Origin of the sequence: Priestia sp. TGN 0903, assembly GCF_050846855.1 — a bacterium.
GTDB classification, from domain to species: Bacteria; Bacillota; Bacilli; order Bacillales; family Bacillaceae_H; genus Priestia; species Priestia zanthoxyli.
In genome coordinates, this window is the sequence record NZ_JBOZGL010000007.1 from 144804 (window position 1) to 170061 (window position 25258).

At 38.9% G+C, this 25258-nt stretch carries 30 protein-coding genes and 1 riboswitch; of the genes, 5 read left to right on the forward strand and 25 right to left on the reverse strand.

All coding sequences use genetic code 11. From position 1 onward, the window contains the following. Position 1: 1 nt before the first annotated feature. The 4 genes from ACRPLY_RS22060 to ACRPLY_RS22075 form a co-directional block, all read right to left on the reverse strand. On the reverse strand, positions 2-883 hold the full coding sequence (locus ACRPLY_RS22060; RefSeq protein ID WP_028411603.1) for a patatin-like phospholipase family protein: 882 nt from the start codon (positions 881-883) through the stop codon (positions 2-4). A gap of 102 nt (positions 884-985) precedes the next feature. Next, positions 986-1417 (reverse strand): transcriptional regulator MntR, encoded by a 432-nt coding sequence (mntR, locus tag ACRPLY_RS22065; RefSeq protein WP_013085004.1) that lies wholly within the window; start codon positions 1415-1417, stop codon positions 986-988. A 285-nt stretch (positions 1418-1702) separates the two neighbouring features. Further along, positions 1703-4261: a vitamin B12-dependent ribonucleotide reductase gene (locus tag ACRPLY_RS22070; protein WP_034271024.1), complete on the reverse strand. Its 2559-nt coding sequence runs from the start codon at positions 4259-4261 to the stop codon at positions 1703-1705. Positions 4262-4573: 312 nt separating this feature from the next. After that, complete coding sequence (locus tag ACRPLY_RS22075) at positions 4574-5407, reverse strand: lipoate--protein ligase family protein (RefSeq protein WP_013085005.1); 834 nt, start codon at positions 5405-5407, stop codon at positions 4574-4576. Positions 5408-5637: 230 nt separating this feature from the next. Between ACRPLY_RS22075 and ACRPLY_RS22080 the strand changes: the two genes are divergently transcribed. Next, positions 5638-6021 (forward strand): rhodanese-like domain-containing protein, encoded by a 384-nt coding sequence (locus ACRPLY_RS22080; protein ID WP_034271027.1) that lies wholly within the window; start codon positions 5638-5640, stop codon positions 6019-6021. Positions 6022-6065: 44 nt separating this feature from the next. Here the strand turns inward: ACRPLY_RS22080 and gcvPB are convergent, their stop codons facing one another. The 3 genes from gcvPB to gcvT are packed head-to-tail and all read right to left on the reverse strand — an operon-like array spanning position 6066 to position 10004. After that, positions 6066-7544, reverse strand: a complete 1479-nt coding sequence (gene gcvPB, locus ACRPLY_RS22085; RefSeq protein ID WP_328132614.1) for an aminomethyl-transferring glycine dehydrogenase subunit GcvPB — start codon at positions 7542-7544, stop codon at positions 6066-6068. After that, positions 7537-8883: an aminomethyl-transferring glycine dehydrogenase subunit GcvPA gene (gcvPA, locus tag ACRPLY_RS22090; RefSeq protein ID WP_034271036.1), complete on the reverse strand. Its 1347-nt coding sequence runs from the start codon at positions 8881-8883 to the stop codon at positions 7537-7539. The genes gcvPB and gcvPA overlap by 8 nt, the downstream gene beginning before the upstream one ends. Positions 8884-8903: 20 nt before the next feature. Next, positions 8904-10004, reverse strand: a complete 1101-nt coding sequence (gcvT, locus tag ACRPLY_RS22095) for a glycine cleavage system aminomethyltransferase GcvT (RefSeq protein ID WP_098112942.1) — start codon at positions 10002-10004, stop codon at positions 8904-8906. A gap of 212 nt (positions 10005-10216) precedes the next feature. Beyond that, a riboswitch (glycine riboswitch) is annotated at positions 10217-10309 on the reverse strand. Positions 10310-10489: 180 nt separating this feature from the next. Between gcvT and ACRPLY_RS22100 the strand changes: the two genes are divergently transcribed. Both ACRPLY_RS22100 and ACRPLY_RS22105 read left to right on the forward strand, forming a co-directional pair. Further along, the gene (locus tag ACRPLY_RS22100) at positions 10490-12163 is read left to right on the forward strand and encodes a DEAD/DEAH box helicase (protein ID WP_033579702.1); all 1674 of its coding nucleotides are present in this window, start codon (positions 10490-10492) and stop codon (positions 12161-12163) included. Beyond that, positions 12150-12974 (forward strand): YqhG family protein, encoded by an 825-nt coding sequence (locus ACRPLY_RS22105; RefSeq protein ID WP_033579701.1) that lies wholly within the window; start codon positions 12150-12152, stop codon positions 12972-12974. The genes ACRPLY_RS22100 and ACRPLY_RS22105 overlap by 14 nt, the downstream gene beginning before the upstream one ends. A gap of 23 nt (positions 12975-12997) precedes the next feature. On the opposite strand, the gene ACRPLY_RS22110 is transcribed toward ACRPLY_RS22105, so the two are convergent. The 9 genes from ACRPLY_RS22110 to ACRPLY_RS22150 all read right to left on the reverse strand — a co-directional run bounded on the left by ACRPLY_RS22110 (position 12998) and on the right by ACRPLY_RS22150 (position 17838). Further along, a complete protein-coding gene (locus ACRPLY_RS22110; protein WP_013059170.1) occupies positions 12998-13183 on the reverse strand; it encodes a YqzE family protein in 186 nt (61 codons plus the stop codon). Between the two features lie 43 nt (positions 13184-13226). Continuing rightward, positions 13227-13601 (reverse strand): competence type IV pilus minor pilin ComGG, encoded by a 375-nt coding sequence (gene comGG / locus ACRPLY_RS22115; RefSeq protein WP_033579700.1) that lies wholly within the window; start codon positions 13599-13601, stop codon positions 13227-13229. Continuing rightward, positions 13591-14028: a competence type IV pilus minor pilin ComGF gene (comGF, locus tag ACRPLY_RS22120; protein WP_033579699.1), complete on the reverse strand. Its 438-nt coding sequence runs from the start codon at positions 14026-14028 to the stop codon at positions 13591-13593. The genes comGG and comGF overlap by 11 nt, the downstream gene beginning before the upstream one ends. After that, positions 14025-14363 carry a type II secretion system protein gene (locus ACRPLY_RS22125; protein ID WP_049166199.1) on the reverse strand — a complete coding sequence of 113 codons (339 nt, stop codon included), beginning with the start codon at positions 14361-14363 and terminating at the stop codon, positions 14025-14027. Before ACRPLY_RS22125 ends, comGF begins: the two co-directional genes overlap by 4 nt. Next, on the reverse strand, positions 14347-14784 hold the full coding sequence (gene comGD / locus ACRPLY_RS22130) for a competence type IV pilus minor pilin ComGD (protein WP_367076851.1): 438 nt from the start codon (positions 14782-14784) through the stop codon (positions 14347-14349). The genes ACRPLY_RS22125 and comGD overlap by 17 nt, the downstream gene beginning before the upstream one ends. After that, positions 14771-15082 carry a competence type IV pilus major pilin ComGC gene (comGC, locus tag ACRPLY_RS22135; protein ID WP_016765560.1) on the reverse strand — a complete coding sequence of 104 codons (312 nt, stop codon included), beginning with the start codon at positions 15080-15082 and terminating at the stop codon, positions 14771-14773. Before comGC ends, comGD begins: the two co-directional genes overlap by 14 nt. A gap of 14 nt (positions 15083-15096) precedes the next feature. After that, entirely contained in the window at positions 15097-16143 is a 1047-nt protein-coding gene (comGB, locus tag ACRPLY_RS22140; protein ID WP_047749841.1) for a competence type IV pilus assembly protein ComGB, read from the reverse strand. Further along, on the reverse strand, positions 16134-17186 hold the full coding sequence (comGA, locus tag ACRPLY_RS22145) for a competence type IV pilus ATPase ComGA (RefSeq protein WP_028411611.1): 1053 nt from the start codon (positions 17184-17186) through the stop codon (positions 16134-16136). The genes comGB and comGA overlap by 10 nt, the downstream gene beginning before the upstream one ends. Positions 17187-17454: 268 nt before the next feature. Then, positions 17455-17838 carry a Spx/MgsR family RNA polymerase-binding regulatory protein gene (locus ACRPLY_RS22150; protein ID WP_028411612.1) on the reverse strand — a complete coding sequence of 128 codons (384 nt, stop codon included), beginning with the start codon at positions 17836-17838 and terminating at the stop codon, positions 17455-17457. Between the two features lie 261 nt (positions 17839-18099). On the opposite strand from ACRPLY_RS22150, the gene ACRPLY_RS22155 reads away from it, so the two are divergent. Beyond that, positions 18100-18336 (forward strand): DUF2626 domain-containing protein, encoded by a 237-nt coding sequence (locus tag ACRPLY_RS22155; protein ID WP_013059179.1) that lies wholly within the window; start codon positions 18100-18102, stop codon positions 18334-18336. Positions 18337-18373: 37 nt separating this feature from the next. Here the strand turns inward: ACRPLY_RS22155 and ACRPLY_RS22160 are convergent, their stop codons facing one another. After that, a complete protein-coding gene (locus tag ACRPLY_RS22160) occupies positions 18374-19006 on the reverse strand; it encodes an MBL fold metallo-hydrolase (protein ID WP_028411613.1) in 633 nt (210 codons plus the stop codon). A 209-nt stretch (positions 19007-19215) separates the two neighbouring features. On the opposite strand from ACRPLY_RS22160, the gene ACRPLY_RS22165 reads away from it, so the two are divergent. Next, on the forward strand, positions 19216-19392 hold the full coding sequence (locus ACRPLY_RS22165; RefSeq protein WP_028411614.1) for a DUF2759 domain-containing protein: 177 nt from the start codon (positions 19216-19218) through the stop codon (positions 19390-19392). Positions 19393-19427: 35 nt separating this feature from the next. On the opposite strand, the gene ACRPLY_RS22170 is transcribed toward ACRPLY_RS22165, so the two are convergent. The 8 genes from ACRPLY_RS22170 to rpmG all read right to left on the reverse strand — a co-directional run bounded on the left by ACRPLY_RS22170 (position 19428) and on the right by rpmG (position 25232). Next, a complete protein-coding gene (locus ACRPLY_RS22170) occupies positions 19428-20330 on the reverse strand; it encodes a M14 family metallopeptidase (RefSeq protein ID WP_028411615.1) in 903 nt (300 codons plus the stop codon). Between the two features lie 111 nt (positions 20331-20441). Further along, complete coding sequence (locus ACRPLY_RS22175) at positions 20442-21410, reverse strand: ROK family glucokinase (RefSeq protein ID WP_013059183.1); 969 nt, start codon at positions 21408-21410, stop codon at positions 20442-20444. A gap of 2 nt (positions 21411-21412) precedes the next feature. After that, positions 21413-21619: a YqgQ family protein gene (locus tag ACRPLY_RS22180; protein WP_028411617.1), complete on the reverse strand. Its 207-nt coding sequence runs from the start codon at positions 21617-21619 to the stop codon at positions 21413-21415. A gap of 181 nt (positions 21620-21800) precedes the next feature. Continuing rightward, the gene (locus ACRPLY_RS22185; RefSeq protein ID WP_432232111.1) at positions 21801-23321 is read right to left on the reverse strand and encodes a rhomboid family intramembrane serine protease; all 1521 of its coding nucleotides are present in this window, start codon (positions 23319-23321) and stop codon (positions 21801-21803) included. 134 nt (positions 23322-23455) lie between these two features. Next, positions 23456-23632: a hypothetical protein gene (locus tag ACRPLY_RS22190; protein ID WP_013059186.1), complete on the reverse strand. Its 177-nt coding sequence runs from the start codon at positions 23630-23632 to the stop codon at positions 23456-23458. A gap of 51 nt (positions 23633-23683) precedes the next feature. Further along, positions 23684-24481 (reverse strand): DUF92 domain-containing protein, encoded by a 798-nt coding sequence (locus ACRPLY_RS22195; RefSeq protein ID WP_047749836.1) that lies wholly within the window; start codon positions 24479-24481, stop codon positions 23684-23686. After that, entirely contained in the window at positions 24468-25034 is a 567-nt protein-coding gene (locus ACRPLY_RS22200; RefSeq protein WP_049166202.1) for a 5-formyltetrahydrofolate cyclo-ligase, read from the reverse strand. The genes ACRPLY_RS22195 and ACRPLY_RS22200 overlap by 14 nt, the downstream gene beginning before the upstream one ends. A gap of 48 nt (positions 25035-25082) precedes the next feature. Next, a complete protein-coding gene (rpmG, locus tag ACRPLY_RS22205; RefSeq protein ID WP_013059189.1) occupies positions 25083-25232 on the reverse strand; it encodes a 50S ribosomal protein L33 in 150 nt (49 codons plus the stop codon). Positions 25233-25258 lie beyond the last annotated feature (26 nt).

Consider the following 25258-nt stretch of genomic DNA (forward strand, 5'->3'; position numbering starts at 1 on the left):
TTTAATAGCACCATTTTTTCAAAAATGCCCTTGTACGCTTTTTGCCAAACGCAATCAGCTCTTCCTTCCGTTCTTCTGTGAGGGTAAATTCTGTCGCAAAAACTTGATTAACAGGTAAAAAGATAATATTTTTTTCGTGACGTTTTGAAATATGTCTTGCATCGTGCGCATCTTTCATCGTCTCAAAAAGCGCACTGAATAAACCAACGGCATTTTTAATTTTATTCCGTTCTCTCTCTTCGTCCTTCGGACTCAGCTTCACACCAATTACCGGTCGTTTCTTCAAACTTTTATCATCATCAAATAAAAAAATTGGAAAGTTGCTTAACACTCCCCCGTCGACTATTAAACTGCTTGGAGTAGATTTTAATTTAACCGGCTCAAAAAAATATGGAATGCTGCAGCTCATCCGAACGGCTCTTGCTACAGAAAAACGATTCGGATCAATGTGATATTTAGGCAAATCATCTGGAAGAACAAGCATCGTACTGTTGGTCAAATCTGACGCAATAATACGCAGCGACTGATCAGGCAAATCAGCAAATGTACGAATTCCTCTGCTCCGCAACTTCTCAGCAATCCACTTTTCAAGCCTTTCTCCTTTATATAATCCCATTTTCCAATATAAAAACAGCCATTTTGTCAAGCTCGATGGTAAAAAGGACATTCTTTGATCTAGGAAAGAAGATAACTCAATTTCATTCATCATTTCAACGATTTCTTCACTTGTATAACCAGCTGCTACAAATGCACAAATAATGGAACCCGCACTCGTTCCCGCTAACCGCCGAAAAATAAAGCCTTTTTCTTCTAAAGCTTGTAACGCACCAATCAGTGCAAGCCCTTTAATACCGCCACCTGAAAATACTCCGTCGACGTACACAGCCTCTCCTCCAAACTACCTACTCTACATTTGTAGTCGACTCAGCAACAAGTTATGATAAAAAGAAAAAAAGCAGTGACGCTATTGGCCGCTGCTTTTCCCTTATAATTTTTGCTCTTCTTCATTTCGTTTCTGTACATTGCGAAGATCTTGAATACGGTTATGATTTTCTTCAAAGTATTGAACCAAGTCCCCAATTCGATCAATGGAATTCCAGCTTAAATGATGTTCAATTCCTTCTACGTCATCATAAATATTCTTCTCATCCACGCCAATGATTCGCAATAGCTGCTCTAAGAGCTCGTGGCGATAAACAAGACGTTTTCCAATCTTCTGTCCCTTAGCTGTTAAAACAAGGCCTCGATATTTTTCATAAATTAAGTACTCATCTTTGTCTAGTTTTTGAACCATCTTTGTTACAGATGAGGGGTGAACCGCCAATGCATCAGCAATATCAGACACTCGAGCGTATCCTTTATCTTCAATTAGCATATATATTTGTTCAATATAATCTTCCATACTCGGTGTAGGCATGAAATCTCCCCCAATTAATATTATGTATTGCTAATAATAAGTCATAAATGTCTGTTTCTTATAGTGATATCGTGTTCATGTTTGATAATCTATGTGAAAAAAACGTGTAAATAAAGCGATGTCATAAGATAAAACTGGATAAAAGACATTCAATTAAAATCATACTACAATGCTTATTCAAATACAAGAACCGTTCTCTCCCGCTTCTTATTTATGCCCCATTTTCATACATAATAAAAGCCGACTCACTTGAGTCAGCTTTTACTAGTCAATCATGATTAAAAATTAAAGGCCGCATTTCAGCTGTGCACCACAGTTTGTACATGTGTTGCATCCGCCCATTTCCTCTACCGTTCCTTGACGGCAAACCGGACACGTATTACCTACTTCAGAACCGATTGTTACATCAGTTGAACGAATTTCATTAATTGTATCAACTAACACAACGTGTGGTTTTGTTTCTTCTTTTGGCGCTTCAATTTCTTCATCAAATGTATTTTCTTCTGCTTTTAGCGTTAAGACTTGTGCATCACGGCTTCCGTCTACGTACACCGTACCGCCTTTTGCTCCGCCTTTATACAGACGCTCGTACACTTTTTGAACTTGCTCTACCGTGTAACCACGAGGAGCGTTTACTGTTTTACTAATTGAGCTATCAATCCAGCGCTGAATCACACATTGCACGTCCGCGTGAGCTTGTGGTGCAAGTTCCATAGCTGAAATGAACCATTCAGGAAGATTGTTTGGATCTGCTTCTGGATGCTGATCTAAATACTCTTGAACGATATCAGCTTTCACTTCAATAAACTTACCTAAACGACCGCTTCGGAAGTATGAGAATGAGAAATAAGGTTCAAGACCCGTTGATACTCCAACCATCGTTCCAGTACTGCCTGTTGGCGCTACTGTTAATAAATGAGAGTTTCGGATACCGTGCTCTTTAATGTTTTCACGAATATCTTCAGGCATTTTTTTCATGAAGCCTGTATTTGTGAATGCTTCACGTAAAGAAGCCGTTTCAGCATCTGTTTCGCCCACTAAGAACGGGAAGCTTCCTTTTTCTTTTCCAAGCTCTACAGACGCGCGGTAAGCCGTCGTGGCAATTGTTTCAAACACTTTATCTACTAACTCATTGCCTTTGTCAGAGCCGTATTCTGTTTCACAATAAATAAGAAGATCGTGAAGACCCATTACACCAAGACCAACGCGGCGTTCGCCAAGCGCTTGCTTTTGGTTTTCTTCTAAGAAATAAGGAGTTGCATCAATAACGTTATCTTGCATTCTAACGCCCGTTTCAACCGTTTGACGTAGCTTTTCAAAGTTAACTGTTTTTGTTTCTTTATCTGCCATTTGCGCTAAGTTAACAGCAGCTAAGTTACAAACAGAGAATGGTGCAAGTGGTTGTTCACCACATGGATTCGTTGCAACAACGTGCTGACCATATGCTTGAGCATTTGTCATGTCATTGGCATTGTCGAAGAAGAAAATGCCTGGTTCAGCTGAGTACGTTGCACAAATATTAATTAAGTTCCATAGCTCTTTTGCACGGATAGTACGGTACGTACGAACTTTGTTTCCTTGTTTTGCCCACTCGCGCACGTCGCCTACTTCGTGCCAGTTTTCATTGTAGTTAGCCATTTCTTCTTTTGAATAGCTTTCTACGTCTGGGAAGCGAAGTTCGTATTCACCGTCGTTTTCAACAGCATCCATAAAATCTTTTGTTAAGCATACAGAAATGTTTGCTCCTGTTAAAAACTCTGAGTTATGAACGCTGTACGTTCCGCCAGTTTGCAGCTTTTCTTCTGCATCTTTAATGATTTTTTCATTAAATCCACCAAGACCAGGAATTTGTTTATAGTTAATGATTCCTTGGTACATTGCTTCTTCAGACTCTGTTAGCGGCGTGAACTTCAATTTATCTTGCGCGTGCTTTTTAATCATTTCGTCATTTGTGTTTTCAATTAAGAAACGTAAAATGCGAGGGTTTTGCATTTTAGAAATAATAAACTCTACAATGTCAGGATGCCAGTCGGCAAGCATGATCATTTGAGCCCCACGACGTGACCCACCTTGCTCAACAAGATGCGTCAGTTTAGCAATATCATCTAACCATGAAACCGAACCAGATGATTTGCCGTTTACACCGCGAGCCAGCGTGTTGCGCGGGCGAAGAGTTGAACCATTCGTTCCAACACCGCCTCCGCGGCTCATGATTTCCATTACTTGTTTGCGGTGTTCTGAAATACCTTCACGTGAATCTTTTACATAAGGCATTACGTAACAGTTAAAGTACGTTACGTCCGTGTCAGCACCTGCACCGTAAAGAACGCGGCCAGCTGGTACAAAGTTTAGCTGAACAAGCTCTTGATAGAACTTTTCAAACCACTCTTTGCGCTTTTCTTCTGTTTTTTCCACAGAAGCTAAGCCTGTTGCATTACGTTTTGCAATTTGCTCATAGAAGACCTCTAGAGGTTTTTCAATAACATCTAAAGAACGAGTAATTAACCCATTTTCTGCTTCTTCAGGTGATAAAGCTCCTCTAAACTCATCTTCTACCTTGACAACAGCGGTTTTTTGCTCAAAATTAATGCTTTCCACATAGCCAAGTCCTCGTGCTGGAAATTTTGGGTCTTCTTTTACAGTTAGAACAACAAAATCTCCTTCTGATAACGTTAATTTTTCCGTATCTTTAAACGCATAGCGGTCTAACATTACCAATCTTGAAACACCTTTATGAGTTAACTTCATATCCGGTGTAATCGGATGTACTTGCGGAAAGCGTTCAATATCTGAATTGAGCTTTTCAACATTCATATTCACTTTTTGATTTAACAAAACAGTCATTCTCACAACTCCTTACCTATCGAACATCTATAAATTTATTAACTCTATTTCCTTTTAAAGGAAATAGAGTTTTTCAATCAACTATCAATAACTTACCACACGGCTTGGACGAATTCAATATATAGTATTTGACACTTCTCCAAACATCTACATATAGAAGGGTGTCAAGTGAAATATTTTTTTTTTCGTAAAAAAAGTGTTTGACTTTTCTTCCCTATATATTCTATTAGCCAAGCATTGTTTCTAAAAATTCCAATAAAAAGTGCAACTTATAAGAAGTTGCACTTTTATCTATTTACCATCCGCATTCGTTTAGCGCTTAAAGTTCCATTCATCCGATCCGTACTTTGTGCGCGCTAGTTCTTCTACATATGCTTCCTCTTCTTCAGACAGTGTATACGGTTCTAAATCGATATCAAGAGCAGAAGCAAATCCTTTATAAAACGCTTCTTTTGCTTCTTCGATAGAAATTTTGCGGCCCGCAATTGCATTGATCGCTACGGCTTTAGAACGAAATGCGCGCTGCATTCTTTCTTTCACGCGGTCATTTGGATAATTAAACACGCTGAATAATTTATCTTCATCAATCTCTAACAGAATAGAGCCGTGCTGTAGAATAACTCCTTTTTGTCTAGTTTGGGCACTTCCAGCAATTTTGCGGCCCTCTACAACAAGTTCATACCAAGAAGGAGCATCAAAGCACACGGACGAACGAGGGTTTTTTAAGCTATTTTTTTCTTCTTCTGAACGAGGAATAGCAAAATAAGCCTCGAGCCCTAACGAACGAAATCCTTCCAGTAAACCTTCAGAGATGACGCGATATGCCTCTGTAACTGTCTTAGGCATATTAGGATACTCTTCAGATACAATGACGCTGTAAGTAAGCTCTTCATCATGAAGCACGCCCCTGCCGCCCGTTGGACGTCTCACAAAGCCTAATCCTAATTCTTTTACTTTATCAAAGTTAATTTCTTTTTCAGCTTTTTGAAAATAACCGATCGACAGCGTTGGAGGGTTCCATCCGTAAAAACGAATCGTAGGTGGAATTTCCCCTTTACTATGCCATTCTAATAACGCTTCATCTAACGCCATATTGTAATAAGGCGAACGGTTGTTGGAATCAATAAATCTCCACTTTGCTTTCATCTACCTCATCCTCAGCTATATGTAATATAAAAAATAAATCCGTTTTTTAGTCTACCAAAAGATTGAGCTAAGGAAAAGCAAAGAGCAACATAAAACTGCGAATTCAAATGTGGTAGTTTTTTCATTTTCGGGAAGAAATCCGCTAGATTCAAGGCAAAATCGCTTTACTTCTAATTTCATTCACTTATATAATAAGAGTATGGATTTTGTCGAAGAAAGGAAGAATCAGCATGTCAGCAATTACAGCAGTACTCATTTTACTTGGAGTAATCATCATATACTCTGTCGTTATGTTCTTTATCCAACGTCGCATTATGAAAACGTTAACTGAAGAAGAATTCCGCAGCGGCTACCGCAAGGCACAGCTAGTTGATATTCGTGAACCGAATGAATTCGAAAACGGACATATTTTAGGCGCACGAAATATTCCGCTGTCACAGTTCCGTATGCGCATTAAAGAATTTCGTTCAGATCAGCCTGTCTACATCTATTGTCAAAGCGGAATGCGCACAGGACGCGCAGCACAAATGCTTCGTCGCCACGGTGTTAAAGAAATCTATGATTTAAAAGGCGGCTTCAAAATGTGGAACGGTAAAGTGAAAAAGAAAAAATAATGGTATGTATATAGAAAAACCTCGCCTTTGGGCGAGGTTTTTTGTTAGACGTTTTGAACAGCCTGTTCTTTCTGATAGCGAAGCACTGGCTTTCTAGCTGCCAGCGTTTCGTCAAGGCGCTTCACAACCGTTGTATGAGGAGCTTCCTGTACGACTTCAGGCGTTTCTTCTGCTTCTTTTGCAATTTGAATCATCGCATCGATAAACGCATCTAGCGTTTCTTTCGACTCTGTTTCCGTTGGTTCGATCATCATGCACTCTTCTACGATAAGAGGGAAGTAGATCGTCGGCGGATGATAGCCAAAATCAAGCAGTCGTTTCGCGATATCCAATGTGCGCACACCAAGCTTTTTCTGACGTTTTCCTGATAAAACAAATTCGTGCTTACAGTGACGGTCAAACGGCAGCTCATAGTGCTCTGCTAAACGACGCATCATATAGTTGGCATTTAACACAGCATTTTCTGTTACGGCTTTTAAGCCGTCTGGACCCATTGAACGAATATACGTATAAGCGCGAACGTTGATGCCGAAGTTTCCGTAAAACGGCTTTACGCGTCCAATTGACTGAGGACGGTTATAGTCAAAGTGATAGCCTTGTTCTGTTTTCACAAGCACTGGTTTAGGCAAATAAGGAATTAAATCTGCTTTTACCCCTACCGGACCAGAACCAGGACCGCCTCCTCCATGAGGGCCTGTAAACGTTTTATGAAGGTTTAAATGAACCACGTCAAACCCCATATCTCCAGGACGGGCTTTACTTAATACTGCGTTTAAATTTGCACCGTCATAATAAAGCTTTCCACCTGCTGCGTGAACAATTTCAGCCATTTCTAAAATATCTTCTTCAAATAACCCTAGCGTATTTGGGTTTGTTAACATTAAAGCGGCTGTATCTTCTCCCACTACGCGGCGTAAATCCTCTAAGTCCACTAAACCATGTTCATTTGATTTTACCGTTACCGTTTCAAATCCCGCAACTGTTGCCGAAGCAGGGTTCGTTCCGTGAGCTGAGTCTGGAACAATGACTTTTGTTCGCTGCGTCTCACCATTTGCTTCATGATAGGCACGAATCATCATAAGCCCGGTCCACTCGCCATGAGCACCCGCTGCTGGCTGAAGTGTTACTTCATCCATTCCCGTAATTTCTGTTAAATGCTCTTGTAAATCATATAAAAGTTCGAGAGCACCTTGAACCGTTTGCTCATCTTGAAGCGGATGAATATGCGCTAGCCCAGCAATCCGTGCTGCTTGTTCATTCACTTTTGGATTATATTTCATCGTGCATGAACCAAGCGGATAAAACCCTGAGTCCACTCCGTGATTTCGTTTTGAAAGCGCGGTGTAATGACGCATAATATCGAGTTCTGATACTTCAGGAAGCTCAGGAGCTTCGGTACGGACATACGCTTTTCCAAGCAGCTCTTCAGCATTTACTTGCGGAACATCTAACTCCGGCAATGAATAGCCGATTCGCCCTTCTTTACTGCTTTCAAAAATAAGTGATTGATTTTGATTAAGCATGAAGATCCCCCAATTCATTTACAAGTTGGTCAATTTCCTCTTTTGTACGGAGTTCTGTAAAAGCAAGCAGCATGTGATTTTCAAGCGCTTGGTTATCACGGCTAAGATCATAACCGCCAATTATTTTTGATGCTAATAAATGATTGTTTGCTTCTGTTACCGAAACAGGAAGCTTCACGACTAATTCGTTAAAAAACGGTCCTTCAAATGCTACATTTACCCCTTTTGCCTTTAACGCTTCATATGCATAATGCGTTTTTGATAAGTTTTGCAGCGCCATTTCTTTTACACCTTGCTTGCCTAAAGCTGTCATGGCAACTGATGCCGCTAAAGCATTTAACGCTTGATTTGAACAAATGTTAGACGTCGCTTTATCACGGCGTATATGCTGCTCACGAGCTTGAAGGGTTAAAACAAACCCTCGCTTACCGTTTTCATCCACCGTTTGCCCTACTAATCGTCCTGGAATTTTCCGCATAAGCTTAGACGTAGTTGCAAAGTATCCGCAGTGCGGGCCTCCAAATTGACTTGGAATACCAAATGGCTGTGCATCTCCAATGACAATATCAGCTCCAAATTCTCCAGGAGGCGTAAGTAAACCTAATGATAAAGGATTGCTTGAAACCACAAACATACATTTTTCTTGATGAGTAATTTCTTCAATTTCTTTTAACGGCTCGATTTGTCCGTAGAAATTTGGATACTGGACAATAACAGCTGCCACGTCACTTCCCATCTCTTTTTCTAATGCAATCATATCTGTTACGCCGTCTGCTGCAGGGATTTCTACCACTTCAATGTATTGACCCTTCGCATACGTTTTTAACACATCTTTTGACTCAGGGTGAACGGCCGCAGAGACAAGTACTTTTTTCTTTTTCGTTTGACCCGCACTGAGCATAGCGGCTTCTGCTAAAGCAGTTCCTCCGTCATACATAGAAGAATTGGCCACGTCCATCCCCGTTAACTCACAAATCATTGTTTGAAATTCAAAGATGGCCTGAAGTTCTCCTTGAGAAATTTCCGGTTGATACGGAGTATAGGCCGTATAAAATTCTGAACGAGAAATAACATGATCAACAATAACCGGCATGTAATGATCGTAAACTCCTGCTCCTAAAAAAGAAGCATAGTCTTTTAAATGAGCATTTTTAGCAGCCATATTATTTAATTCTTTTAACAACTGAGGCTCTGAAGCCGCTTTTTTAATATTGTATTCTCCTTGAAAACGAACGCGCTGCGGAATATCTGAAAATAAATCATCAACAGATGAAACACCAATTGCTGCTAACATTTGCTGCTGATCTTGTTCTGTCATTGGTAAATAGCGATGTAACATGTTAAATTCCTCCCCAAAGCTTACTTTGAACGTTTATAAAAAGGTGTTGAAACCACTTTTGCTTTTAAGCGTTTTTTCCGAACCTGCACTTCCACTTCTTGACCAAGCTCTGTATACTCTGCTGATAATAGCGCTAAACCGATGTTTTTCTTTAATGTCGGTGACTGTGTACCTGTTGTCACAAATCCAATTTGTTCTTCATCTGCAAATACTTCGTAACCGTGTCTTGGTATACCTTTATCAATCATTTCAATTCCTACCAGCTTACGAGGTGCCCCGCTTTCACGCTGTTCTTTTAACACTTCTTTTCCAATAAAGCTGTCTTTGTTCGTCTTTACTGCAAATCCAATTCGAGCTTCAATGGGCGTAATATCTTTTGAAAGCTCTTGGCCATATAAAGCCAAAGTAGCTTCAAAACGAAGCGTATCGCGAGCTCCTAGTCCGCAAGGCAACACACCGTCCTCACTTCCTGCTTCTAAAATAGCCGTCCACAAGTGAGAGGCGTCAGCTGAAGAACAATAAATTTCAAAACCATCTTCTCCGGTATATCCAGTACGTGAAACGAGAGCATTTACATTCGCTACTTCTACATCATCAGCAAATGTAAATGGCTTTAATGAAGCTAAATTTTCATTCGTTAACGTTTGTAAAACTTTTTCTGCTAAAGGACCTTGTAATGCTAGCTGCGCAGTTTCATCAGATTGATTAACGAGCGTTACATCTCCTTGTTTGTGAGACACAAGCCACTCATAGTCTTTTTGAATATTAGCAGCGTTTACGACCAGCAAATACTCTTGATCTGCTTTTTTGTAAATCAGCAAATCATCTACCGTGCCTCCGTCTTCATAACACATAGCCGTATACTGCGCTTTTCCATCTACAAGGGTAGAAACGTCATTTGTCATCGTATGCTGAAGAAAAGCTAAGCTATCAGCTCCTGTCACAAGAATTTCTCCCATATGAGAGACATCAAAAAGACCTGCCTTTGTACGTACAGCTTCATGCTCTTCTTTAATAGAAGAAAATTGAACGGGAAGAGCCCATCCTCCAAAATCAATTGTTTTGGCACCATATTTTTGATAGGTATCATAAAGCGGCGTTTTGTGTAATTCTGTTGTCATATTTATGTCCTCCTCTTTTTCACGTGAAACTTTTCATAACGGGGAGTTTTCAAATAGTGTGGGGATCACTATGTATCCAAACAAAAAAGGACAGAAAACCCCCTACTGTATTTAGTAGGAAGTCTCTGTCCTTTTCACCTGAAAGTTTACCTATAAACGAATAGGTTTGCCTCGTGGGTGGTCTATAAACGCATAGACACTCTCCAGAGCTGCGTCAAACAAGAGTCTTTTTGCCTGAGAGATTCACAATTTTATTGCTTGCTCCTTCGGCGCTACATTCAAGTAGTCTCTCCCCGTGTCGTCATTCGCTTCTATAAAGTTGGTAAAGTTGGGCATACTACTGAAAGATGTATCTTTCTTTATTCACACAATCATTTGTAAAGTGCTAATCTATTTTCTTTTTCAAATTTTCTAAATATATTTTTATCCTACCTGATTCTTATCATTTGTTCAATAAAAATTTTTTACAAAGGAGCATTTTTATCATGAAAGTGAAATTAAACATCGATGAAACATGGGAAGCAGCCTTCTCAACTAAATTGGAGCAAGACGGCCCTTGGTCTGCATGGGATTTGTATAAACTTGCCTATGAAATAGAAGACCAAACGCTTATCTCAGAATTTGAAGGGCTACAAAGCCCAAAACATTTAGCCGATTTAACGCCGCTTCCTCATCAACTCGAAGTAGCCAAACAAGTAGTCGAAACAATGAATGGGAAAGCCATTTTAGCAGATGAAGTAGGACTAGGGAAAACGATTGAAGCAGGGTTAATTTTGAAGGAATATATGATTCGCGGGCTTGTTAAAAAAGTTCTCATTTTAGTTCCAGCTTCGCTTGTTTCACAGTGGGCTATGGAATTGAATCAAAAATTTTATATTCCCGCGGTCCCTCAAAGAAAATCATATGTGTGGGATCAGTGTGACATCGTTGTATCTTCAATTGATACAGCAAAACGTTCCCCTCATCGAGAAATTGTGCTAGAACAAGACTACGACCTCATCATCATTGATGAAGCTCATAAACTTAAAAACAACAAAACAAAAAACTATGAATTTGTTCAAAGCCTGAAAAAGAAATTTTGTCTGTTGCTAACCGCAACACCGATTCAAAATCGAATTGAAGAAATTTTCAACTTAGTCTCTCTTTTAAAGCCTGGCCATCTCGGCAATAAAGACTATTTCGAAGAATTATTTTCTGCTAAAAAACGCTCTTTGCAAAACGATGAGCACTTAAAAGAGCTTGTTAACAAAGTTATGATTCGAAATCGCCGCCATGATACTGGTATCGAATGGACGAAGCGAATTGTTCAAACCATTCCTGTTGAATTTTCACCGAAAGAACGCGAGCTATACGATGCGATTACGTCTTTTAAAGGAAACGGACTGCACCCTTCAAGTGCTTTTTCAATTTTAACCCTGCAGCGAGAGGCCTGCAGCAGCCGTGAAGCGGTGTATATGACATTAAAAAACATGCTGGAACGTCAGGAAGATCAAAACAGCGCATTAACGGAACATATGATTACTCCGTTAATGCAACTACTTCAGCAAGTGCCGCAAAATGCAAAAGCAGAAAAAGTTCTGGAGCTCGTTCAAAAAATTGATGACAAAGTTATTATTTTCACTGAGTACAGAGCAACTCAACTGTACTTACAGTGGTATTTAAAACAGCATGGAATTACCTCTGTACCGTTTAGAGGAGGATTTAAGCGAGGTAAAAAAGACTGGATGAAGCAGCTTTTTGAAAGCCACGCGCAAGTATTTATTGCCACTGAAGCGGGCGGAGAAGGAATCAACCTTCAGTTTTGTCATCATATTATTAACTATGATCTACCGTGGAATCCAATGCGTCTAGAACAGCGAATTGGAAGGGTACATCGTTTAGGTCAAAAGCATGATGTTCACATTTACAATTTAGCGATTCAACATACGGTCGAAGAACATATTTTAAAATTGTTATACGAAAAAATAAACCTTTTTGAACGAGTTGTTGGAGAGTTAGATGATATTTTAACAAAGCTTGATTTAAAAAATATCGAAGAGCATATTCAAGATATTTTATTTCATTCACGGAGTGAAGGAGAAATAAAAATCAAAATGGAGAACTTGACGTCTATTATTCAATACGAAGACAGCGAGGAGGATCAGCATGCAGCAAACTGATATTCATCAATTTTTAAAGCGTTACTTTCTAGCTAATAATTGTTCTATTGTCACAGAAACACCATCTTATCTAAAGGTTCAATTAACAATCGAACTTGACAAAGAGTTGATGAATCGTCCATTTTATTGGCATTATGTTGAAAAGACAGGCGGAGAAGCAAATCCTGCTTCACTCACTTTCATTACAGATCCCGCGTTTGAAGACGATTCTGTTCAAGGAGAACGAATTCATTTTGGCTCACCTAGGCTGCATCAAATTTTCGCTTCTACTCAAAAGCTAGGCGGGTTTATTCATCTGTATGAACAAGTTTCATCAGCTCAGCCAACAAATCAGCCTTTACACCCTTGGCTTGCGTTAAATATTAAAGTCTCATACAAATGCGACCGTAAAAAGGATGAGCTCTTGTCGCTTGGCATTAATTTAATTAACGGACAAATCGTTGAATCATTTCATGAATCAATCATTAATCAAAATTTATCATCTAAAATCTCGGACTATTGCTTTACTCTTTCACCTTTTATTAAGCCGAAAAGTGCGATTGCACGACTCACATCATACGTGACTGACTACGTTAAAACTCAACCGACTGAATGGGCAGAAAAAGCGCAGGAAAGATGGTACGAAGACTTAGCGCTTCTTGATCATTTTTACGAAACAGCAGAAGAGCTGCCAGAAATATATATGACCGAAAAAACAGCGCTTCAAGAGCTATACGAGCCGACGATCTTATTTAAGTTTATAAACGGTGGCTTATTTTACATATCGCCAGAAACGATGTCACGTCAATTTAATAAAACACAAGCCGGTTAAAAAAAGATGAGCATATGATATGCTCATCTTTCTTTTTTCTTTCGGTACCACAGCATAAACGACAGCGGAATCATTCCAAACCATCTGTTCGCAAAAGGTGCTCGCTCTTCTTTTTTTTGAATCTTTTTCGTTTTCCTCTCTTCTTTTGGCTGATCCATATATTGTACAAATTGCTGAGTCATATATTTTACATAATCATTCGTTTTCATATAATCATCTCCTCAGCACTATTATATCCGGAGAGAAAGAGACTTAATCCGTCCACTTCACAATGTGCTGGTCCTTTTTTTGAATATATGCGGTTTCTGTCAATGCTCTTCCTTGCAGTGTTTGACACTTTATTTTTAGGATAATCATCTGTTCATCTTCACTTACTACGTCGTATGAAACCGTACCCGTTTCTAACACTAAGGGTGCAGATGGAGATTTATTATGTTCTTTTATTTCTTTTTTTACATGTACAACCGCGTTTTCTAAAAGATGCTGCAGACGATTTTTCTGCTCTACTTCTTGATAAAATGAACTTTTCGTCACAAAATAAGTAGTTTGCTGAGCTACTAACAGAAGAAAAAGCGCACAAAATGCCAACACAACCGGGAGAATAAACCCTTGCTCATTATGTTTCATAAGCAAGCATCAAAAACGTCGTAATGGTTTCTTCTCTAACTTTGTTAACACCGTCTGTTGAACGAATCAGCAGCCTTTCTTTTTGCTGTTCATACATGATATTCTTAATATGCTGCAGCACAACTTCATGACCACTTTCATCCACTCGTCTTCTTATCTTGTCTTCGTATCGTTCATAAGTGATGATCTGATTATTTTCCATTTTCAACGTAAGCGTAGTCGCATGAATTCTCACTTCTTTTGCTTCTCGATATTCCATAGCAAGTTGATTCACAAAAATTTCCCACTCCATTTCATTCATACTAAAGTCTGGATTATATGTTTGCTTAGCTAGCGGAATGATAATGGGGAAAAATGAAACAATGATCAAAAAAAGAGCAAAACTGACTAACATCTCTACAAGCGTAAAGCCTTTTTCACTTTTCACTTCAACATCACATCACACTTCTTTTTCATTTTATCAGCGGAATCTGTCCATTCTACACAAAGCTTTTGAGCACTTTCTCCGTTCCACTTCAGATAAAACACAACGTTTTCTTTTACGATTTTTTCTCGCCGTTTATATCCTGCTTCATATTTATATTTCAATAGTTCTTCGTGTAAGATAGCATCAGCTTGATACGAAACATATTGCTTCTTTTCTTCTTCCTTCATCTGAACATACAAAGGAATAATTGTACCGGTTAGGAGTAAAAGCATGCTAAATGAAACAAGCATTTCTAACAAGGTATAGCCCTGCTGACCCTTACACCTTGTCCACATAAAAACGCCCTCTACCTATTTGAAAAGTAACTTTGTATTTAAACTTTTGACTGCTGATAAAAATGGTCTTTGCTTGAGAAATATTGCCGTTTTTGTTGTATTGTATCGTGGAATTGCCGCTTCCAAACGTGATATGAATGGTGGAGTCATAGGCGCGCTTATAAAGAACGGCACGAGAATCAGAAACAATATATTCTGTTCCCTTCGGTGCGAAGTTAATTTTAATTGGAGATTCTCGGTTCATGGCTGTCTGCTGCACATAAAACGTGTCGCTTTGCAGCTGTCGCAAGAATAATGTGATTTTGTAATATTCCACAAGCGGCCGAATGGTTACGATAATGGAAAACATCATCACTTGCACAATAAATAAAACCATCAGCATCTCAATGAGGGTAAATCCTCTTTGCTTAAGAAGAACCACTAGCCGTAACCTTTCCGGTACCGTCAATTTGAATAGCTTGACCGTTTGGACACACGGTGCCTTCTTTTAAGTAGCCTCCTGCTTCAAGCTCTTCTAGACTTGGTTTTTCGCCGTTTTCAAGCTCATATACTTGTACCTCAGCCTCTACGGTTTTGACAAGAGCTGAGCAGCCTTTGTTATTAATAACCGTATTATGCTTTAATACATTTGGAATCATAATGAGCAAAAGCACGGTAATAACGAGCATAACGATTAACATTTCAATAAGGGTAAACCCTTTATTACCTTTTAGAATCATATTCTTTCACCCTTCTACAAGCTCGACATCACTTCTAACATCGGAAGCATAACGGACATATACATAAGCAGAATGACAATTCCGATGAACAAAAATGTAAGCGGCTGTACATATTTTAAAATACGAAAAATAAATTGTTCCATTCTTTCCATCATAAATAGACTGTAATCATACAGCTCTTGAGAAAGCTCACCGTTCTGCTGGCCATGCACAATAACATGAGCCAAGTCTTTTTCATAATGAGATTTAGCTGAAACGATATGATCTAATCGCATTCCTGAGGAAAGTTGATCTGTAAAAGCAAAAGCTTCCACTTGAAAGAACGGATGATGCTCCTGCTTTTGAAAAAGAGCAAAACATTCATAAATAGATAAACCACCGTTTAATAAATTGCTCATATGAACAGAAAAAAAGTAGGAGTTAAATAGCCGTGTGAACGTTCGGATAACGGGAACTCTCATAAAAAGCTGCATTTGAACTACGGGAGGCAATTTTTTAATGTAAATCACATAAAACAAATAAAGGATGATTGGCATACTGATGACTGCAGGTAACACAAAAGGAAAGAACGACATCGCCTGCATAAATAAGAGGATAAACGAAGACTGCTTGTTTCCAAAGGATAAGTACAGAGCTTCAAACTGTGGAAGTAAAACCGTACTTAAAACAAATAAAATGGAAAGAATAAACAGAAGCAGCAATACGGGATATTGAACAAGCTTTTGAAATTTTTTACGATGCCTTACTTTTTCTTCAATCATTGAGCTACTTTCTTTTAAAGCAAATTGAAGGTTTCCATGCTGTTCCGCAAAATATAAATAGCTTAAAATATCACGGTGAAACTGAAGTTTAACAAAAGCATCGTGCAAAGATTCTCCTCGTTTTAACTGCTCAAGACATTTTTCAATATCCGTTTTTTCTTTGTTAGATACTTGAAACGTCAAAAATGAAAGAGCTTGAGAAAGAGTGTAGCCTTTTTCTAAGAGCTTGGAGACCTGCTTAAGAATTTTTGCTTGCTGAGCGAGAGACCACCTTTTTTGTCTATTTGTCTTTACCCCCATCCGTCTAGCGAATGCGGATATAAATAGCCTAGCGCGATTCCTTTTAGAATAACATCTCGGAGCGTCTTATAATCATAATCCGCATTTTCTCCTTTCACTTCTCTCATCACTGCGCTAAGCTCCTTGCCATAAAGCAATTCGTATATGCTGGACTGACGATGCTTCCTCATTTTTTTACAAGCAGGGTGGCATTTTCCCGAACACAGCGGACAGCGAATTTCTACAAGACGCTGTGCAGCTACTGCTACGAGAGTCTGCTCCATTTCTTGAAAGCTAACGCCAAACTCAAGCAGCCTGTACAAAGATCCTTTTGTATCTTTAGTATGCATCGTTGTCAAAACCAAGTGTCCGGTAAGCGCTGCTCTCACAGCAATTTTGGCGGTCTCACTATCTCTTATTTCTCCCACCATGATAATGTCTGGATCATGGCGCAATATAGCTTTTAAACCAGTCGTATACGTAATCCCTGCGCGTTCATTTACCTGCACTTGAAGCACGGTTTCACTCGGTTTTTCAATAGGATCTTCTAGTGTAATAACATTTCGATTAAAAAGGTGCTTTACTTCGTGTAAAAGAGTATATAGAGTAGTGGTTTTACCTGATCCTGTAGGACCGGTAAAAATAATTAATCCATGAGAGAATTTCAAGAGAGAAATAAGCTTTTTAGTATGTTCAGGAAAAAGAGATAAATGTTTGAGAGAGGTAGATTGTTGATGAGGCAAAAGCCGAATAACAAGACTTTCATCATGAGAAGTAGGAAGAGTTGATAAACGCAAATTTACTTGATAGTGATCAACGGAAGTGGTCAATGCACCATTTTGAGGTTTTCTGCGCTCCCCAATATCCATTCCCCCTAAAAATTTAAAATGCGAAATGAGCCGTTCAGACATTTCCTTTGAAATAACCCTCTTTAAAATAAGCTCCTGGTCAATTCGCAGCTGAATCACAGCATCTTTCTTTCGGGGCACAATATGCACATCAGAACTTCGACACTCACATGCATCTCGTATAACGTAAGTAGCAAACTGTTCAATTTCGGTCAAACGATCATCACTCCTTTATTTGTAATGAAGATGATTCTTAAAACACCTAGAAACAGTAATTTCGACCTTTTTCGAGATTTTCCTCCTTCTTTTTTTATTTTTATAATTTTTTTCGTATACGCTTCTTTTCTTCGCTTCAGTCCTTGTACACGATGTACAACTTCTGTACACCTCTAAACGATTACATAAAAAAAGACAACGTGATGTAAAACTCTACGCTGTCGTTTTATTCGTTATTTACTGAATTGAGCTTCTTCATCATGTATGCTTACACAACTAGAGACGCAAGACTTGTTTTTTTCTTGACCAAATTTTTAAGTGCAGATTCGTTATAACCTACTACAAGCTTTTTGCCATCCGTTAAAATGGGGCGGCGAAGCAAACGAGGATGTTCAATTAATAGATTGACTACTTGTGATAACGTCATGCTGTCCACATCAACATTTAACTTTTTATATTCCTGACTTCTTTTAGCAAGAAGTTCATCCATCCCTTCTGTTGTCATAGAAAGAAGTTCAAGCATTTCTTTATGAGTAGGTGTTTCTCTAAATAAATGACGCTCTTTAAAATTTACATCTTCCTTCACTAGCCACTTTTTCGTTTTACGACATGATGTACAGCTCGGGTACGTATAAAATTTAATTTCTTCCATATGAAACCCTCCCGTTTTTTAGTTATAGATTGTTTATATACATTGTACACGTTTTGTATAACCTTTGTATAGTATTTTGCATACATTTTGTATAACTTTTTTTCTTCTGTCGTATTTCAAGGAAAAGATAGCGTTTTCAGGAAAGAAAGGATGTATTATAATGGAAAAGTATCGATATAGTTTCATAAGTGCTTTCTAGTGCTTACACAGCGATGACATTCATCATGACACTAACTAAGTTTGATAAAGGAGGAAATGGACGTGGAACGAATGTACCGTGTAATGGGGTTCTGGACAGCAATTTTCACTGTAATGTTTTACCTCGGTCACATGCATAAGACTTCTTTACTCTTTTTAGCTCAAACAGGCTTTTTTGTAATTCTTAGTTATTTAAAGCTGTCTGAAAGAATGTACATTTACGTTTTTGGAGCATATTTGACCGTCTTTTTTGTGGGGTTCACGTACTGGTCAACTTTTATGATGACACCAGGACAGTAAAGAGAAAAGCGATGGGCTTCCATCGCTTTTTGTATTCTTAAAACCCATTTAGAAAAGGATTTTGATCCATTTCGTGTCCCACAGTTGTTTCAGGTCCGTGACCGCTTAGTACAAGCGTATCTTCTGGAAGGGACAGCAATTTCGATTCGATGCTTTCTAACAGCTGAGCTTGATTACCTCCAGGTAAATCTGTGCGCCCGATGCCGCCTGCAAAAAGCGCGTCACCAGATACTACAAAGTTACCCGGTTTGAAATAATATGAAACGCTGCCAGGAGAATGACCAGGCGTTTCATACACCTCAAATTGGAATGAACCGATTGTTAAATTGCCTTCTGATGAAATAATATCGGTTGCATCTGGAGCTGTAATTTCTCCTAGGTCAAAAAATTTCGACCCGTTTAAGTCACTATTATGAAGCCATTCTTTTTCGTTTTTATGTACATAAAGCGGGATAGAGTAGTGATTCATCACCTCATCTACTCCTCCAATGTGATCGAAATGAGCGTGTGTCAGCAAAATAGCTAATGGTTTATACGTTTGTTTTTCGAGAAATTCAACGAGCTGTTTTCCCTGAGCTCCCGGATCAAAAATTAAACATTCTTTTTTTTCGTTAGCAACGACATAACAATTCGTTTGAATAGGTCCTAGCGGTATACGATGATAGTTCATAATGTGTCCTCCTTGTGTAAATTTATTTCCGTTATATGCATTATCATACACACATCATCTTATAAATGAAAGTAAGGACCTTTCTAAGCCAAAGAAGCAAAAGAAAGATTGGTTTTCATCTCGACAAACGGTTAGAAAAGTTTTACAATTGAAGGGATAAGCTAATGATAGCGCTTTAATTTTAAGTTACCTAAAGGAGGTTTCTTCGAGTGGGTCTTATGATTATTTTTGCACTAACAACATTGCTAGGCGTATTTGCAGCTATTTCATCTTTGAGAAATAAAAACATATTAGGCATTGGTTTTTCGGTACTAACATTCGGTGTATTCGGATGGTTTACCGTGATGACCATCATACATCACGGCTATCCGGCGGTACATCATTAAAAAAGCCATGCAAAGCATATGCTTTGCGTGGCTTTTTAAATAGACAGATAATCCATTGCCGCAACTAAAATAGCTTTAGTCGGATTATATACGCGCGATATTTGAGATAAAGGCAGCGGATTAATCCCTTTTCCCAATTCTAGGGTGAACCCCAGCTTTTTCTTTTCTAAAATAAACCAATCCTTAAATCCCGCGTGACTATCAATCGTTTTGACAGCTTTATAACCGCTTACCCTTTCAAAATAGCTTGCTATTTCCTCTGCTTCCTCAGGCTCTTCATTCATATACCCCCAATAAAATTCTTCTCCTTGGGTATGTAAAGCAATCACACAATCAAAATCATGACGCTCAACGAGTTTTACCATTGCCTGAGCTTCAGGTTCAGAGAGAGATTCATAGCCTGGAAAATCTCGATAATGCGGCGCTTTAGGTTCTTTACGCTTTTTTTCGATTTCCCAATAAGCCGGAAACTGATTGTTTAAGTCCACCCCTCGGATATTTGCTTTCCAGCTTTGAAAATCTGGAAAATCTCTCCCTATTTTAGAAAGAAAAGACGCATAAGGTTCGCCTACACCAGGACCTTTTAAGACCAGATCTACTCCGTCTGGATTAACAATTGGAACTGCAGAAAGCGTAATTTGATTAAAAAGAGCTCTTGAATCTTGCCCGTTCAACGCCTGATCATAATGAAGAGCAGCTAAATAATCTTCCATAAACTGTAGAAGAACATTTGTCGTAATCCATTCATTAGCATGAAACGACGCATTGATATGAACCTTTCTCTTTCCGTTTCCAATTAAAATATGAGGAATCGGCTTTCCAAGCACGCTGCACCCTATCCATTCAAGAGAACCATAGGGATAATAAGTCAAAAGTGTTTGTATGTCTTTTATGGTTCGCTTGTAATCGTAAGGCTTTTGGATATCTATAATTCGCATAATCTTCACTCCTTTACACTATGTATATGTAAAGATTGAAAAGATGCATGATAAAAAAGCGCTTTGACATTTAGTCAAAGCGCTTTTTTATCTCAGTTAGATTCATGCTTATTATTCAAAATAAGATTTAACTAACCAAGCTCCTCCAATAATTCCCGCATCGTTTCCTAAAGTAGCGATTGCTAGCTCAGCACCTTGCGCTACGCGAGGAAATGCAAAACGTTTGAAATAATCTCTTACCGGTGCAAGTAATACCTCGCCTGCACGAGACACACCGCCACCTAGAACGATTTTCTCAGGGTTTAATGCATTAGCAGAGTTTGCTAGTGCTAGGCCTAAATGAAAGGCAACTTTATCTACAACATGCATAGCTAACTCGTCTTTTGAACGAGCTGCATCAAATACATCTTTAGATGTAACTTGTCCGTTTTGTTCTAACACTGTGCGAAGCTCACTTGGTTTGTCCGTTTCCGTTAACTCTTCCATCGTTAAACGTACAATCCCAGTTGCTGAAGCAATTGTTTCTAAACAGCCGGTTTTGCCGCAGTTACACGGTGCCCCGCCTTCAGGAATAGATGTGATGTGGCCAATCTCACCAGCTGCTCCATTTACGCCTTGTACAATTTCACCGTTGGCAATGACACCGCCGCCAACACCTGTGCCAAGCGTAACGCACAGCAAATCTTTTGCTCCGTCTCCAGCACCTTTCCACATTTCTCCAATCGCTGCAATGTTTGCATCATTGTCTACTACAACAGGAAGGGAAGTTTCTACTTCCAAGATATCTTTGATAGGGAATTTTTCCCAACCTAAATTGACAGCTACTTCAATCGAACCGTTTGCAAAGTTGACAGGCCCCGGTGCACCAATACCAATTCCCACCAACCTTGACTTTACTTCTCCAAGATCGTTTAACTTTTTATCAATTGCTTTTGCAATATCTGTTGGAATTTTACGGCCTTGCTCGCTCACATCCGTATTAATTTCCCACTTGTGAATGATTTCTCCATAATGATTAATAAAGGCCATTTTTATTGTTGTACCGCCTAAATCAACTCCAACTAACCATTTGTCATCCATGTTCATTCATCCTTTTTCTCTTTTTGTTGTTTTAACTCTCGACGAAGCAAAAGAATTGCCATTTGGTAATCACGTACATCAATCAAATTAGACTGATATAATTCTTTTACTTCCGCTTCCATCAGCTCTAAATCAGCAGTACGATCGCCTACGTATATAAAAATGCCGAAGGACTTTAATAATTGTTGTACATCATATAACGTATTCATTCTGTCACCTTTATCCTATTTTCTAGGTGATATGATTCATTTATTTTGAGATAACTCAACAGTCATTCAGTCATAAACAGCGGCCGTATTTAACGCCCACTGCTAGGTCTACATATTAATATTCTAGTAAACGTTCTCACAATAGTAAAGTATAAAATATTAAATTCGTCATTCAACAGTTTTAATTTTCTAGCTGTCGCTTCAGCTTTTCATATTTTTTACTTTGTGGTTCAAGCGCAATTGCTTTGTCGATATTTTGTGTGGCCGCTGTAATATCATTCAGTTTTATATTCACCAAAGCTAAATTGTAATACGCCTCATGAAAAGTTGAATCATACTTTACAGCCTGATTCATTTGCTGTTTAGCTTCTTTATAATTTTCAAGATAAAATTCTGCGCTAGCACTGATAAAATATATGTCACTATTGCTTGTCCCTTTTTCAATAAAAAGCTTGATGGCGTCTTTTGCTTCTTCATACTGCTTCTGCTGAAGATACGTAGCCGCTACGCTGAGTGCATATGGCTCATCTTGATAAACAGAACGCTCATGATATCCATAAAAAAGCAGACTTCCTACTAATAAAAGCGTGCAAATGAAAGCCGGAATCTGAATATACAGCTTTTTTTGTTTCGGTAAACTGACGATGCTTGTAGCTAAAAATCCGCCAACCAAACCGCCAATATGCCCTGCATTATCGACGTTCGGCGCAACAAATCCAAAAATCAAGTTAATCACAATGATGACAATGAAACTCGATCCCATTGTTCGAAAAAAGAAGCGTGGATTTGTTCTTGCTAAAAACAGTAAAGCTCCAAAGCAACCGAAAATGGCCCCTGAGGCTCCTGCGGAAATAGACGTATTCCATATAAAACTTCCTAGAGATCCTGCAAACCCGGCAAATATATAAATAAAGACAAAACGCCCGCTGCCATATATCCTCTCTACAAGCGTTCCTAAATAATACAGGGCTACACTATTCATAAGCAAATGCAGAAGTCCTATATGCAAAATTATAGGTGTAAAAAAACGCCACCATTCGCCTTCTATAATTAAGGGGTTATATTTAGCTCCGTATTGAATCAGAGTGAGCGTATTTTGCGTACTGCTTTTCCACTCCAGAAATAGAAACATTAAGATTTGCATCGCTAAAAATATATATGTAAAAATAGGCTTTCCGTATCCAGCTATTTGCTGTTCTTCGCTTTGTTTTTTCTGCACAAAAAGCACAATTTTATGTTTCCACTGTTCTATCCGCTGAGCTTCTTCTTCGGAAGAGAAATTGTCTGCGCTTTCTAATGTAAGACCCAGCCGTTCGAATAGAGGTTCATAAGCGCTTGCTTTCTCTGCCGTTAGTTGTTCAACATAACTATTCACTTTAGAAGGACTCGGCGCACTTTCTAAGGACTGCTCTGTATAAAAAGGATCAAAATCAGCAAAGTAAATTGTGTTAAGAGTAAGCGTTGATTTACCGCTCTGCTTTCGCACATTCTCAGCTCTTTGTAATGCATACAATACATCTTTTTGCTGCTCAACGACTGATTTGAAATTACGGCGGACTATGCGGATTATTGACTTATCTTTGCGATAGTGAGATTGAAACCATAGCTCTGAAGCATCAGCTTTCATCGAAATCAGCTCATATGAAGAATGGCCAAGCAATTGCTGTGCCACCTGCAAATAATAAAAATCTTGCCTAGACAAATAGTCACCTCCTCACACTCTCTATATGTAAAGATGGCAGAAAGCCAGGAAAAAAGCAACGATTTTCCCTTTTTCTTTTTCTACGAAAAAACACCTTACATGTCTGTAAGGTGTTTTTTATGTATCTTTCGCTCTTAGCGGAAGACCTGCTTCATTAAACGATCCCGAACAAACGGCAAATTAAAAAATGAACGAACAGCTAGACTGCGGATAAATGAATTTCCAAACAGCGAATTTAAAACACGGTATCTCATTTGGTAGCCCAGCGTTCCAACAACTAAAAGCGTAAGTACTAATACAATATGTCTCATTTTCAAGCCTCCTTACGTTTACTTTGCTCCTATGACGAACATTTTATGCTCTTATATAGGTAAAAGCAGGATAAGGATTCCGCCTGTAAAAGCAGCAAGCAAAATAGCGGCAAGATTCACAACATCATTGTTAAAGAACGTTATTCCTTTTTCTTTTACGGTTGGCTTGCCGCAATGATCTTTCCGTTCCGTTTCAATACCGCAGCTTTGACAGCGAAAGCGAACTTGCACACTTGCTCCAAGAAGAGTGTCTATAGCGTTTCCAATAAAACCAAAGCACCCAACTAGCAATATACTACTCAGCGATACGGATGGAAAAGCAAAATAACAAGCGGCAGCAATAAGAAAAGCTCCGGCTGCTCCGGCTGCTGTACCTAAAAGTGAAACGGCTCCTGAAGTACCCGCTTCTACTCTCTTTAACGTCCAAATGTAAAACGGCGGCTTCTTACTAAGAGACCCTATTTCAGATGCCCATGTGTCAGCATTAGCAGCTGAGATACTAATCATAAACATCCACATGTAAACAGGCAAAGCTGTTGCAGCATATAACAAACCGCAAGCAGCAGCTACACCTCCATTAGCAAGGACTTGAATGTAATCTCGCCTGTCGTGCTTCTCTAGCTTTTCTTCTAATGCGCGTTTTTTTTCTTTTTTATACTTACTACACAACGTAGAAGTGCTAAAAAATAAGAGTAAGAGTAAAAAACCTTGAAGCGAAAAACCGATATAAACGCTCGCTCCTACGATGAAAGACATGCAGGCTCCCGATACTGTCAGTGCTTTTGCTATGTAGCCCGCTCCTGCCATGAGTAATATCACGATTATCATGACAGCATCAAACGGATTCACAGCAAATAAGCTCCTTCTCTGTCAAAATATATTCAACGGGAATATCATGAGATTCATATGGAACCTCTGAAACGACTTGACAATCAAACGCAAGGCTTAGCTTCTGTCCGGTATAATCTGTTAAATAACGATCGTAATAGCCGCCTCCATAGCCGATACGATATCCATTCTTGCTATATACCACGCCAGGCACAAGGAGTAAATCAATTGAAGATTTTGAAATGGGAACCGTTTCTTCAACAATTGGTTCGGCTAACCCGTAGTACACTGTTTCAAGCTGTGAAAAATTCGTAATCTCGTAGAAAACCATTTGAGATGTTGTGGGGTTGCATTTTGGAACAGCTACTTTCTTTCCATCTTTCCAAGCCCGTTCAATGATGGCTTTCGTATTAACTTCTTTATTTCTTGAAACCGTAGCTGCAATGACTCTAGCCTCTTTCCATAAACAAGTTTCATACAGTGCATTTGCTATGCTCGTTGAATGTGCCTCGTGCTGCTCTTCAGAAATTAAATTAAGAACGCGCTTCATCTCTTTGCGCAGATGAGATTTCATTTTAATTCCCCCCTATAAAAAAAAACAGCAGGATTGTACTCCTACTGCTTACTTTGTTTCACGATGAAGTGTAACTTTTTTAAGTCTTGGGCTGTATTTTTTTAACTCAAGACGATCTGGGTTATTACGCTTGTTTTTAGTTGTAATGTAATTACGGTCACCAGTTTCAGTGCAAGCTAATGTAACGTTTACGCGCATCTATTTTCCCTCCAAACATTATAAAC

What these genes read in the sequence shown, in the direction of transcription:
- mntR (WP_013085004.1), bottom strand. Translation starts at nt 1,417, where the DNA reads ATGCCTACACCGAGTATGGAAGATTATATTGAACAAATATATATGCTA.
- ACRPLY_RS22070 (WP_034271024.1), bottom strand. Translation starts at nt 4,261, where the DNA reads ATGACTGTTTTGTTAAATCAAAAAGTGAATATGAATGTTGAAAAGCTC.
- ACRPLY_RS22075 (WP_013085005.1), bottom strand. Translation starts at nt 5,407, where the DNA reads ATGAAAGCAAAGTGGAGATTTATTGATTCCAACAACCGTTCGCCTTAT.
- ACRPLY_RS22080 (WP_034271027.1), top strand. Translation starts at nt 5,638, where the DNA reads ATGTCAGCAATTACAGCAGTACTCATTTTACTTGGAGTAATCATCATA.
- gcvPB (WP_328132614.1), bottom strand. Translation starts at nt 7,544, where the DNA reads ATGCTTAATCAAAATCAATCACTTATTTTTGAAAGCAGTAAAGAAGGG.
- gcvPA (WP_034271036.1), bottom strand. Translation starts at nt 8,883, where the DNA reads ATGTTACATCGCTATTTACCAATGACAGAACAAGATCAGCAGCAAATG.
- gcvT (WP_098112942.1), bottom strand. Translation starts at nt 10,004, where the DNA reads ATGACAACAGAATTACACAAAACGCCGCTTTATGATACCTATCAAAAA.
- ACRPLY_RS22100 (WP_033579702.1), top strand. Translation starts at nt 10,490, where the DNA reads ATGAAAGTGAAATTAAACATCGATGAAACATGGGAAGCAGCCTTCTCA.
- ACRPLY_RS22105 (WP_033579701.1), top strand. Translation starts at nt 12,150, where the DNA reads ATGCAGCAAACTGATATTCATCAATTTTTAAAGCGTTACTTTCTAGCT.
- ACRPLY_RS22110 (WP_013059170.1), bottom strand. Translation starts at nt 13,183, where the DNA reads ATGAAAACGAATGATTATGTAAAATATATGACTCAGCAATTTGTACAA.
- comGG (WP_033579700.1), bottom strand. Translation starts at nt 13,601, where the DNA reads ATGAAACATAATGAGCAAGGGTTTATTCTCCCGGTTGTGTTGGCATTT.
- ACRPLY_RS22125 (WP_049166199.1), bottom strand. Translation starts at nt 14,363, where the DNA reads ATGTGGACAAGGTGTAAGGGTCAGCAGGGCTATACCTTGTTAGAAATG.
- comGC (WP_016765560.1), bottom strand. Translation starts at nt 15,082, where the DNA reads ATGATTCTAAAAGGTAATAAAGGGTTTACCCTTATTGAAATGTTAATC.
- comGB (WP_047749841.1), bottom strand. Translation starts at nt 16,143, where the DNA reads ATGGGGGTAAAGACAAATAGACAAAAAAGGTGGTCTCTCGCTCAGCAA.
- ACRPLY_RS22150 (WP_028411612.1), bottom strand. Translation starts at nt 17,838, where the DNA reads ATGGAAGAAATTAAATTTTATACGTACCCGAGCTGTACATCATGTCGT.
- ACRPLY_RS22160 (WP_028411613.1), bottom strand. Translation starts at nt 19,006, where the DNA reads ATGAACTATCATCGTATACCGCTAGGACCTATTCAAACGAATTGTTAT.
- ACRPLY_RS22170 (WP_028411615.1), bottom strand. Translation starts at nt 20,330, where the DNA reads ATGCGAATTATAGATATCCAAAAGCCTTACGATTACAAGCGAACCATA.
- ACRPLY_RS22175 (WP_013059183.1), bottom strand. Translation starts at nt 21,410, where the DNA reads ATGGATGACAAATGGTTAGTTGGAGTTGATTTAGGCGGTACAACAATA.
- ACRPLY_RS22180 (WP_028411617.1), bottom strand. Translation starts at nt 21,619, where the DNA reads ATGAATACGTTATATGATGTACAACAATTATTAAAGTCCTTCGGCATT.
- ACRPLY_RS22190 (WP_013059186.1), bottom strand. Translation starts at nt 23,632, where the DNA reads ATGAGACATATTGTATTAGTACTTACGCTTTTAGTTGTTGGAACGCTG.
- ACRPLY_RS22200 (WP_049166202.1), bottom strand. Translation starts at nt 25,034, where the DNA reads ATGAAATCTCATCTGCGCAAAGAGATGAAGCGCGTTCTTAATTTAATT.
- rpmG (WP_013059189.1), bottom strand. Translation starts at nt 25,232, where the DNA reads ATGCGCGTAAACGTTACATTAGCTTGCACTGAAACTGGTGACCGTAAT.